Annotated in this window: 7 protein-coding genes; 4 read left to right on the top strand and 3 right to left on the bottom strand. The window is 34.6% G+C overall.

What is annotated here, in order from left to right; translation table 11 throughout:
- Positions 1-71: 71 nt before the first annotated feature.
- From FJV36_RS14765 to FJV36_RS14755, 3 genes are read right to left on the bottom strand one after another with little or no spacing between them, the layout of a single operon-like run.
- Positions 72-893 (bottom strand): SusE domain-containing protein, encoded by an 822-nt coding sequence (locus FJV36_RS14765; protein ID WP_158728455.1) that lies wholly within the window; start codon positions 891-893, stop codon positions 72-74.
- Positions 894-921: 28 nt separating this feature from the next.
- A complete protein-coding gene (locus FJV36_RS14760) occupies positions 922-2,532 on the bottom strand; it encodes a RagB/SusD family nutrient uptake outer membrane protein (RefSeq protein WP_158728454.1) in 1,611 nt (536 codons plus the stop codon).
- A 10-nt stretch (positions 2,533-2,542) separates the two neighbouring features.
- Positions 2,543-5,485 (bottom strand): SusC/RagA family TonB-linked outer membrane protein, encoded by a 2,943-nt coding sequence (locus FJV36_RS14755; protein WP_158728453.1) that lies wholly within the window; start codon positions 5,483-5,485, stop codon positions 2,543-2,545.
- A gap of 236 nt (positions 5,486-5,721) precedes the next feature.
- Here FJV36_RS14755 and FJV36_RS14750 point away from each other — a divergent pair, with 236 nt between their 5' ends.
- The 4 genes from FJV36_RS14750 to FJV36_RS14735 all read left to right on the top strand — a co-directional run bounded on the left by FJV36_RS14750 (position 5,722) and on the right by FJV36_RS14735 (position 11,584).
- Positions 5,722-6,741 (top strand): LacI family DNA-binding transcriptional regulator, encoded by a 1,020-nt coding sequence (locus FJV36_RS14750; protein WP_158728452.1) that lies wholly within the window; start codon positions 5,722-5,724, stop codon positions 6,739-6,741.
- Positions 6,742-7,015: 274 nt separating this feature from the next.
- Positions 7,016-8,545 carry an MFS transporter gene (locus FJV36_RS14745; protein WP_158728451.1) on the top strand — a complete coding sequence of 510 codons (1,530 nt, stop codon included), beginning with the start codon at positions 7,016-7,018 and terminating at the stop codon, positions 8,543-8,545.
- Positions 8,538-9,197: a beta-phosphoglucomutase gene (pgmB, locus tag FJV36_RS14740; protein WP_158728450.1), complete on the top strand. Its 660-nt coding sequence runs from the start codon at positions 8,538-8,540 to the stop codon at positions 9,195-9,197. Before FJV36_RS14745 ends, pgmB begins: the two co-directional genes overlap by 8 nt.
- 83 nt (positions 9,198-9,280) lie before the next feature.
- Positions 9,281-11,584 (top strand): glycoside hydrolase family 65 protein, encoded by a 2,304-nt coding sequence (locus tag FJV36_RS14735; protein WP_158728449.1) that lies wholly within the window; start codon positions 9,281-9,283, stop codon positions 11,582-11,584.
- The last annotated feature ends 110 nt before the right edge of the window (positions 11,585-11,694 follow it).

Raw genomic sequence — 11,694 nt, 5'->3', positions numbered from 1 at the left:
AATGAGTTAGATGTAGTGAAATAAAAAAAGGGCTATCGGTATTTGACAGCCCTTTTTTATCAAAAAAAAAATTAATTTAAAGTGATCGTCTTAGCAACTCCATCTACTTTCAGTACTCTTAAACCTGTAACTCCTACATATTTGAAGTTACTATCCCCATCGTTTGCATTAACTAACTCTGGTGTAATGGTATAACTTGCATTAGCATAAAACGGGTAATTTCTACTTGAATCCCAATTTCCGTTGCTGGTAAAGTTGTTTCCTAAAAAGATACGAAATGCTTCACCATTTTTTAATACTACTGATACTTGGAAAACATTAGTTTGTCCAGGAACAAGTGGAAACTCAGTTTCGGCATCGTTATCCCATGTCCATCCACCAGGAGTGGCAGCACCTACTAACCAGTGTGATGATGCTAGTGGTACACGGTAAGGAGTAGCTTTGATTGTAAACGAATTAGAAAACTGAGCAGCTGCTGCTGCTGCACCAACTGATGATTTGATACGAATGTCAACTAAATTTTCTTGCTTGTTAATAAAACCTCCGTTATTTAACGCTGCGTTTAATTCCGCAACGGTAATACTTTTGAAACGACTAGTAGTTGTAGTAACAACCGTTGGGTTAGCAAATTTAGTACCTGCTTTTGCAATTTCAATACTGTAATTTACAACGGTTGAAGTTCCAACATAGGCGGCATCATCCCATACCATCGTAGTAGCTATATCCTTTTCAGTAGCCTTTGTAAGCACAATATTAAAATCTCCTTTTGGAGTTAACAAAACAGGTGCATTAGTTGCTGCTACCGGCTCTCTATCCGTATTTTGAATGTCATCGGTACATGAAATGGCTACTATACTTAACATAGCCAATACTATTTTATTAAAATTTTTCATTTTTTCTGTTTTTTTAATTAAATTTTATTTAGTAACCCGTGTTTTGAGTTAGGTTTGGATTTGCAGTAATGGAAGCGCTAGGAAGTGGAAATACATTCAACTCAGAAGCAATAGAAGTTCCATTTGCAATATTACCTTTCCAAGCCCAATTGTATGAACCACCGCCATATTTGTTAAAACGAATTAAATCTTGACGTCTGTGACCTTCCCAATGCAATTCACGTGATCTTTCATCAATAATAAAGTCAAGATTCACTTGTGATTCCGTAACATTTCCAATTGTTGCTCCACCATTTGCGCGTTGTCTTAAAGCATTAATATAAGTTAATGACTGAGCAGTTGCAGTTGTAGCATTATTAGTGTTTGTAGCACCATCTTTTCTCATTTGAGCTTCAGCATACATCAAATAGGCATCTGCTAATCTAAAAAGTGGAAAATCAGTATCCACAAAAGTTGTGTTTGAACCAGAAACGCCTGTAGTTGTTTTATTAGAATATTTGCGTAAAATGTAACCTTGTCCCGCATTAGTCAAATCAGCAATATCAATAGGTCTAGATCCTGCAGAATACGTTTTTCTCTCATCATTATTAAATTGAGAACCATCAAACTTTTCAACAAATTGTTTTCTAAGTCTAAGGGCACCACCCCAACCACCTACAGCAAACTCAGCACCATTAGACTCAACCGAACCAACTTGTCCGTTAATCATAACCGTTGTTGCGCCATAATTTTGAGTTTTTACCCCGTCTGATTGTAATGTAAAAATCATTTCAGATGAAGTGTGGTTATTTGCCTTAAAGTTGTCTAGGTATTTTGTGGTTAAGGTATACCCACCAGCGATTACCTCTTGACATTTTGCCATGCATTCAGCATACTTTGGAGTACCTATGTAAACCTGAGCATTCAAATACATCTTAGCCAAAATCATTTGAGCCATCGCTTTGTCTAATCTTCCGTACTCATTTGTTTTAGCCGCTTTCAAATTAGGAATAACCTCATTTAATTCTTTCTCAATAAAAGTAAAAAGCTGTGATCTACTATACTGTGGTCCTTTAAAATCTAAAGGATCATTTTCAGTAACAAACGGCGCTTTACCAAACAAGTCCATCATGTTGTAGTAAGCAAATGCTCTTAATACACGTACTTCATTTCTATACACATTAATCTCAGCAACATCGGCTGGATTTGTAATTCCTCTTGAACTAAGCAGAGCTGGAGTAGATTGTCTCAAGAAATCATTCGCAAGAGCAACCTCAGCCATGGTTCTACTAAACATTCCCAACAAAATAGGATTAGCAGAAGTCCAAGTATTACGCTGAAGCTCGGCAGTTCCTTCGTCATTTTCATAAGTCCACACTACCTCATCAGTAGTTAAATTTTGTAAATACCACATACAACGACCAAACTGGCTAGTACCTGCATCTATACCTTTTAAGAAAGAAGAACCTGCATCACCAGTACCTGTTAGGCTAAGATTTCCATACACGCCAGCTAGGGCTTGCTTGTATCCTGTAGGCGTAGCAAACAACTGCCCAGGTGTAAGTATACGAGGATCCTCGGCTACTACATCTAAATCACTGGTACACGATTGTAAGGTCGCGAAAGCGAATAGCACGTAAATAAAATTTATTTTTTTCATGATTTAATTATTAAAATTTAACATTAACCCCACCCAAAATTGAACGCTGTCTAGGGTAAATTGTATTATCAACACCATTATTAGCAACCTCTGGGTCCAATCCTGAATAATCAGAAATTACAAAAACATTTTGCATTCCAGCAAACAAACGTAATGATGCTTTCCCTTCTAACCATTTTGGGAAAGTGTACCCTAATGTGATGTTATCCATTCTTAAAAATGATGCGTTTTCTACAAACAAATCAGACAAAACAACATTTGATGTTGTTTTAAAATCAGTATCTAAAACTGATGTAGGTATGTTACCTACTGTTGCACCACTTACTAATTGATCATATTGAGCTCTACCTGCATTTACAGCGTTAAAAACTCTATTCCCTACACTCGCTCTTAAGTTGAAAGAGAAATCAAGGTTTTTGTAATTTAAAGTTGATGCAAAACCAAATACTGCTTTTGGATCTGGATTTCTATAAACATATTTGTCATTTGAATTGATTACCCCATCATTGTTGATGTCAGCGTATCCGTTTTCAATAGGCTTCCCTGCTGTGTCAAATAATTGTTTGTACAACATGAAAGAGTGTGGTGCATAACCTACTTTAAATACTTGCCCTTGTGTTCCTGTTCCTGCAATATTTTCTCCTGATCTAATAATCGTGGAGTTTAGCTTTGTTATTTCTCTTTGAAAAGTAGTCGCGTTAAAGTTTAAATTCCAGTTTACAGCATCAGTTCTAATTACATCAGCATTTAATGATAATTCAACTCCTTTAATAGCTAAGCTTCCTATGTTTTGCCAAGAGTTATTAGAAAAGTTACTTCCGTCAGCAGTAGCAACATCCGCTAGTAAATCTTTAGAGTCTTTGTAAAAAACCTCCAAACTACCTGTAATTCTATTATCATACAGACCAAAATCTAACCCAGCATTGTAAGTAATAGTTTCTTCCCATTTCAAATTAAAACTTTGTCTAGCTGAAACCGCAATTGGTAATGCTCCATTTCCAAACGAGTATAGAGAACTTCCGCTTCCTAGGTTGTATTGTTGCAAATAGTCATTGTTATTACCAACTTCTTGTTGTCCCGTAATACCGTACCCTACTCTCAGTTTCAAGTCAGATACTGTTGTGTTATTTGATAATAAATCTTCTTTAATTTTCCAAGCAAATGCAGCAGCTGGGAAATTACCCCATTTATTGTTCTTGTCAAAACGTGAAGATCCATCTCTTCTGTAAGACAAAGTCAACATATACTTATCTTTGAAATTTAAGTATGATCTTCCAAAGAAACCAATATTTACTCTATCAAAATCAATGGTCATTTGTGGAAAACCAGTAGGTCCTTTAGGTAAATTTGGATCATTTGTATTTCCTGTTACATAATTAAAAGAATCCCATTTTTGGTATTCGTATCCTGCTGTAGCATCAAAAACAAGTTTATCAAATATTTTGTTATACACTAAATAAGTGTTAAGAAGCTTGTTTTTTCTTTCACTTCTTGAAAACTCATTTGTCCCAAAAGGAATATTATCATTAGAGCCACTACTTGCAGCAAATTGAGATGCAACTTTTGATCTCTCACCGTCAGCTTGATCGTAACCTGCATTTACTACAGCTCGTAAAGCTGGCATGAAATGAAATTTATAATCTACCTCAAAGTTACCAAAAACTCTATTATTAATTCCTTTATCAAATGTTTGTAACAATTGAGCAACTGGGTTTCTAGGGGTTTGAGGAAATAATTTACTATCACTTCGGTTGTAATACTCAAAGAAACCACCATAAATAGATCCTGCGCTGTAAATAGGTTGTGTAGGATCAAATCGTATTGCTGAACCTTCTACATTTTCTGCAAATCTATTTTTCTCGTTAGAGTAATTTGCATTCAATTTTATTTTTAAATGATCTTTCAAGAAAGAAGGATTTAAGGCTAAGCCCACTGTGTTTCTATTGAACGCGTTCGTTAAACGTAATCCTTCTTGGTACGTATTACCAAGAGTTAAACGAGTAGGTATTGCATTAAATAAATTTCCTCTTACAGAAACGTTATTATCAACATAATCCGTTTTTCTATAAATTGCTTTTTGCCAGTCTGTGTTTGCCGTACCTAATTTAGATACATCACTCGGACGCTTTTCTGCAATTAATGCTCTAAATTGATCAGCATTAAATACTGGAATCGTTTTATCAAGTGATCCGCTACCATATTGAAAGTTATAATCAACGGCTAGGTTTTTACTTCCTTTTTTGGTAGTAATAATAATCACACCATTAGAAGCTCTTGATCCGTAAATAGCAGTTGCCGAAGCATCTTTTAAAACAGTCATAGACTCTATAGTACTCGGATTGATTGATGCTAAAATAGAAGTTGAACCAAAGTTTTTATCTGAGTTATTCTCAATAGGTAATCCATCAATAACAATTAAAGGATCATTACTTGCAAATAAGGATGATCCACCACGAATTCTAATTTGAGAACCAGAACCCGGCGCACCACTAGTATTCACTGTAACCCCTGCTACTCTACCGTTTAATAAATTCTCAGCAGTAACGTTTGCACCTTTATTAAAATCTTTTGTACCTAAAACTGTTACAGCTCCGGTAGCATCTTTTTTCTTAACAGAACCATAACCTACTTGAACTAAAACTTCTTTCAATTGGTTTGCATCTTCTTGCAAACTCACATTAATTGTTTTTTGGCTTAGGTATTCCACAACAGCACTAGTATATCCTATAAAAGAATAAACAATCTTATCGCCCGATTTTACATTGTTTACTTGGTATTTACCCTCGTAATCCGAAGCTACTCCATTTTTAACACCTTTAACATTGACGTTTACTCCTGGAATAGGTTGACCAGTGGTCTTGTCAACAACTGTTCCACTTACTGTATTCTGCGCCAGAATACTAAATGGAAGTAGCAGTACTAAAACCAACAACTTTTTATAAATTGTTTTCATACATTTTGTTTAATTTAATTTAACTTTTTTTGGTCTAATTATAGTTTTAACAATTACTTCGAATGTTAAATTTATGTAAATTTCAATACACACAACTACCCCATAAAAAAATTAGGTTACGAAAACGTAATAGTGTTGAAAACTTTCTGTTTTATTGAAATTTTTACGAGTATAATTACCATATTAAAAATTTAATTTTACCTTTATTGAGAAATAAATTTTTACTAAATACTAATATGAAAAGGAAAATAACGCTTAAACAAATTGCAAAAGAATTAGACGTTTCCATTTCCACCGTTTCCAAATCCTTAAGAAACAGTCTTGAAATAGGCGAAGAGACAAGACTCAAAGTTCAGGCTTTCGCCAAATTTTACAATTATAAGCCTAACAATATAGCGCTAAGTTTAAAAAACCGAAAAACTAAAGCTATCGGCATCATAATCCCTGAAATTGTACATCATTTTTTCTCTACAGTAATCAATGGAGTTGAACAAGTTGCTAATGAGCACGGCTACAGCGTTATAATTTGCCTTTCTAATGATTCTTTTGACAAAGAAGTATTAAACATGGAAATGCTAGCAAACGGCAGTATTGATGGCTTTATCATATCTTTATCTAAAGAAACCCAATTTAAAGCAGATTTCCATCACATTACTGAGGTCATCAATCAAGGAATGCCTGTTGTCATGTTTGATCGTGTTACAAATGACATCTTGTGTGATAAAGTAATTATTGATGATCAAGCTGCAGCCTATGAAGCAGTTCAAAGCTTAATTGATAAAGGCCGGAAAAAAATAGCCCTAGTAACTACTGTAGACTACGTTAGTGTTGGCAAATTAAGAACAGAAGGTTACACAAAAGCACTACTGGATAACGGAATTCCATTTAATGAAGATCTTATCATTAAAATAGAAGACGTTAACACCTGCGAAATCACCATAAGTGAACTCTTAGAGGACAAGGCTATTGATGCCGTTTTTGCTGTAAACGAACTGTTTGCCGTAACAATAATCAAAACTGCCAATAAAATGGGTTTGAATGTCCCTAAAGATCTAGCGGTAATTGCTTTTACAGATGGTATCATTTCTAAATATTCTACTCCTACTATAACCACTGTCAGTCAAAGTGGTATAAAAATGGGAAATAAAGCGGCAAAAATGCTAATTGACCGACTTGAAGCCGAAGATGAGGAAGATGAAAACTACAAAACCGAAATTATAGAAACCCACTTGATTGAAAGAGAATCTACAAATTAGTAGTTATCCGTTTTAAATCGCAGTTTTCAGCTGCAGTTTCTAGTCACTTTTTGTAAACTGAAGCTGAAAACTGAATTGATTTTTTAAAAATTTTTGTATTATATTCATTACTACAACCTTGTAGTTAAAAAAGATTGCTGATATTTTTATTTGCAAAACAATTGTTCCAAATATCTTTTTATATTTACCCCTCAAAGCTTTAACTTTTACTTCGAAAATAAAGATAAGTTTTGATAAGCATAGCGCTTATCGTATTAATTTTTAAATTACGATAATGGAAAAGCGTAGATTAAATTTCTGGCAAATTTGGAACATGAGTTTCGGATTTCTGGGAATTCAAATGGGTTTTGCTTTGCAAAATTCAAATGTTAGCAGGATATTTCAAACCCTCGGCGCTAACATTGATGACATTCCTATTTTATGGGTTGCCGCTCCAATGACTGGATTAATAATTCAGCCAATTATCGGATATTTTTCTGATAAAACTTGGACTAAATTGGGAAGAAGAAAACCTTATTTTCTTGCTGGTGCCATTTTAGCCTCGGCCGCTTTATTCATAATGCCAAATTCTCCTATGTTGTGGTTTGCTGCAGGTATGCTATGGATTATGGATGCTTCCATAAATGTTTCAATGGAACCTTTTCGTGCATTTGTAGGTGACAATCTACCAGATTCACAAAGAACTACAGGTTTTGCCATGCAAAGCTTTTTTATTGGAATTGGAGCTTACTTTGCCTCTAAACTTCCGTTAATTTTTACGCATTTTGGAGTAAGCAATACCGCTCCACTAGGAGTTATTCCCGATTCTGTTAAATATTCATTTTATTTTGGCGGAATAGCTTTCCTGCTAACCGTTTTATGGACAGTTTTAACTTCTAAAGAATATTCGCCAGCAGAATTAGAAGCTTTTGAAAACCACAACAAAGAAACTTATCAAAAAGAAACACATTCGAAAGAATGGTTTTTAGCAAACGGTAAATCTCATTTAAGTAAAGGATTATTATTTTTAGTTGTAAGTGCTGTATTATCATTTACAATTTATAATTATGACCTGAAAAAAGATTTATACGTTCTATCCATCGGACTAATTGGTCTTGGTGGAATAGCAATGCTGATTTCTGGTTTACTGCAAAAAGCAAATAATACAGAAAATGGTTTTGTAACAATAATGAATGATTTTCAGTTCATGCCCAAAATAATGAAACAATTGGCGTGGGTACAATTCTTTTCTTGGTTTGCACTTTTTTCAATGTGGATTTACACTACACTTGCAGTTACACAACACATTTACAGAACAACAGACACAACTTCTGAAGCCTACAATATTGGCGCAAATCAAGTGGGTGAAATGTTTGCCAACTACAATTTAATTGCAGCGATAGCTGCATTTCTTTTGCCCGTATTGGCAAAATATACTAGCAGAAAATTTACTCATTTCGTAGCGTTAGTTTGTGGAGGATTAGGTTTAATTTCTGTTTATTTTATTTCTGAACCAACGGTTTTCACAATGGAATGGCTTCCGATGATTGGAGTTGGAATTGCATGGGCAAGTATTTTATCAATCCCGTATGCAATGCTTTCAGGTTCATTACCATCAAGCAAAATGGGATATTACATGGGAGTTTTTAACTTTTTTATTGTAATTCCTCAGTTAGTAGCAGCTTCTATTTTAGGGTTTTTAGTTTCTCAATATTTTAACAGTGAACCTATTTATGCTTTACTAATTGGTGGAGCATCTATGATTCTTGCCGGCCTAATAGCTTTAACCATTAATGACAAATCGAAAATTAATTTAAATGAATAACATTAAAGCATTTATATTCGACCTTGACGGCGTAATTGTAGATACCGCTAAATACCATTATTTGGCTTGGAAAAAAATTGCTAATTCACTTGACATCGATTTTACACACGAGCACAATGAATTATTAAAAGGAGTAAGCCGCGTGCGCTCTTTGGATATTATTTTAGATTTAGGAAAAGTAGATGCTTCGCAAGAACAAAAAGACCAATGGCTTTTTCAAAAAAATGAAGACTACTTGACGTATTTAGTAGACATGAATGAAAGCGAAATTCTACCGGGAGTTTTTAGAATTTTACAATTTCTAAAAGAAAACAATCAACCCATAGCATTAGGTTCAGCCAGTAAAAATGCGAGACCTATTTTAGAAAAAACAGGACTGCTACCCTATTTTGATGCTGTAGTTGATGGAAATGATGTGACCAATGCCAAACCTGATCCAGAAGTTTTCTTGATGGCTGCAAAATTATTGAACATAAAACCAGAAGATTCAATCGTTTTTGAGGATTCAGTGGCGGGAGTTCAAGCAGCAAATATCGCAAATATGATTAGTGTAGGAATTGGAGATGCAACTACTTTGCAGGAAGCTAAATACATCTTTAATGATTTTACAGCTATCGATACCCAATTTATAGAAGTTTTACTTAGAAAATAAAAACAAGATTCAAAAACAAAAAAATCTGATTGTACCAAGCTAAAAACAATCTTTAAATTTTTGAATTTTTAAATAATAAAAGAATGAATCAAGATTATATAAAACCAGACAATTGGTCCATCATAGAAGAAGGTTTTGATGCCGAACGTGTAAAATCATCCGAAAGTTTGTTTAGTATTGGCAACGGAGCTATGGGACAACGCGCTAATTTTGAAGAAAATTATAGCGGCGAAACCTTTCAAGGCAGCTATATTGCTGGAATTTATTATCCAGATAAAACAAAAGTAGGCTGGTGGAAAAACGGATATCCAGAATATTTTGCAAAGGTTTTAAATGCACCAAACTGGATTGGGATTGACATTGAAATCAACGGTGAAAAATTCGATTTGAATACCTGTACCGATATCAAAAACTTTCGTCGTGAATTGAATATGAAAGAAGGTTGGTACCACCGTTCTTTTGAAGCTACCTTAAAAAATGGAACAGAAATTTCAGTTAGCATCAAGCGTTTTCTTTCTATCGTCTTGGATGAAGTTGGGCTTATCAATTATGAAATCACACCTTTGAACAAAGATTCTAAAATTGTATTCAAACCTTATATTGATGCCGGTGTAACTAATGAAGATGCCAACTGGGAAGAGAAATTCTGGGAACCCCTTGATGTGAAAAAATCAGGAAATGAAGCTTTTGTAACGGCTCAAACCTTCAAAACCCATTTCAAGGCAACCACATTCATGCACAACAGCATTTTAACTAATGGTGAAAAAACAGGAATTTCCCCATCAAATATTGATGCCACTACAGATAAAATCCAATTTAGCTACGATGTAATTGTGGCTCAAGGCCAAAAATCATCTATTCAAAAAATTGGTGGTTACACGGTTTCTTTAAACCATGAAAACACTATTACTGCTGCTGAAAAAGCTATTCAAGCTGCCTTAGCATTGGGCTACGAGCAGCTGTTACAAGATCAAATTACTGCTTGGGCAAAAATTTGGGAAATGTCAGATATTACTATTGACGGCGATGTCAAAGCGCAACAAGGAATTCGTTTCAATATTTTTCAATTGAACCAAACCTATCTTGGTAAAGATTCTCGTTTGAATATTGGACCAAAAGGTTTCACTGGCGAAAAATATGGTGGTTCTACCTATTGGGATACCGAAGCATACTGTATTCCGTTTTACATGGCAACCAAAGACCAAGAGGTAGCACGTAATTTATTAACCTACCGTTACAATCAATTGGATAAAGCTATTGAAAACGCAACTAAATTAGGCTTTACTAATGGCGCTGCTTTGTATCCAATGGTGACCATGAACGGTGAAGAATGCCATAACGAATGGGAAATAACGTTTGAAGAAATTCATAGAAATGGAGCCATAACATTTGCTATTTACAACTTTTACAGATATACTGGTGATTACAGCTACATTCCTGAAAAAGGTCTTGAAGTCCTTATCGGAATTGCTCGTTTCTGGCATCAAAGAGCCAACTTTTCGACTAATTTGAACCAATATGTAATTCTGGGTGTTACGGGTCCAAATGAATATGAGAACAACGTAAACAATAATTTCTATACTAATTATATTGCAAAATGGTGTCTAGAATATACCTACGAACAAATTCAAAAAGTATCTCTTGAATATCCAGCAGATCACAAAAGAATTACGGAAAAGGTAAACATCACAGACGCAGAATTACAATCTTGGAAAAAAGTTTCGGACAATATGTACTTTCCGTTTTCGGAAGAGCATAATGTTTTTTTACAACAAGACGGTTTCTTAGATAAAGAATTGGTTCGCGTAGCTGATCTAGACAAAAGCCAAAGACCAATCAATCAAAAATGGTCTTGGGATCGCATTTTACGTTCGCCTTACATCAAACAAGCTGACGTTTTACAGTGCTTCTATTTCTTTGAAGATCATTTTACAAGCGAGCAACTTCAAAATAATTTCGAATTTTACGAGTCGTTTACCGTTCATGAAAGTTCACTTTCGCCTTGCGTACACTCCATTCAAGCCGCTTTATTGGACAAGATGGATATGGCTTACACGTTTTATTTGAGAACATCACGCCTGGATCTTGATGATTATAATAAGGAAGTAGAAGAAGGTTGTCATATAACCTCTATGGCAGGAACTTGGATGAGTATCGTAGAAGGTTTTGGAGGAATGAGAGTAAAAGATAACATACTTCATTTTTCGCCAAAAATTCCAAAAGAATGGACGGCATATTCGTTTAAAATCAATTTCAGAAACCAAATATTGAAAGTAAACATTAATCACAATGAGACTACTTTTTCTATTATTGGAGATAAAGAGTTAGCAATAGTCGTAAACGGAGAGCAGGTTATGGTCTCTCCAGAAAACGCCATTGCTGTATAAGAAAATGTTAGAACTTGTAGTACAATCTATCATTTAACACGCCTTAACCAGCAAAACAACAATTCCAATTCACGTTGGGATTGTTTACTTAAAAAAGTTTCAAAAGTAGC

The sequence above is a fragment of the Flavobacterium sp. I-STPP5a genome (genome assembly GCF_009764685.1).
Taxonomy (GTDB): domain Bacteria; phylum Bacteroidota; class Bacteroidia; order Flavobacteriales; family Flavobacteriaceae; genus Flavobacterium.
The sequence above is the reverse complement of the archived record's forward strand: the minus strand, read 5'-3'. Positions and strand labels throughout refer to the sequence as shown.

Bases quoted from the DNA above. Each gene is read 5' to 3' on its own strand.
- FJV36_RS14755 (WP_158728453.1), bottom strand. From the start codon at position 5,485: ATGAAAACAATTTATAAAAAGTTGTTGGTTTTAGTACTGCTACTTCCA.
- FJV36_RS14750 (WP_158728452.1), top strand. From the start codon at position 5,722: ATGAAAAGGAAAATAACGCTTAAACAAATTGCAAAAGAATTAGACGTT.
- FJV36_RS14735 (WP_158728449.1), top strand. From the start codon at position 9,281: ATGAATCAAGATTATATAAAACCAGACAATTGGTCCATCATAGAAGAA.
- FJV36_RS14745 (WP_158728451.1), top strand. From the start codon at position 7,016: ATGGAAAAGCGTAGATTAAATTTCTGGCAAATTTGGAACATGAGTTTC.
- FJV36_RS14765 (WP_158728455.1), bottom strand. From the start codon at position 893: ATGAAAAATTTTAATAAAATAGTATTGGCTATGTTAAGTATAGTAGCC.
- FJV36_RS14760 (WP_158728454.1), bottom strand. From the start codon at position 2,532: ATGAAAAAAATAAATTTTATTTACGTGCTATTCGCTTTCGCGACCTTA.
- pgmB (WP_158728450.1), top strand. From the start codon at position 8,538: ATGAATAACATTAAAGCATTTATATTCGACCTTGACGGCGTAATTGTA.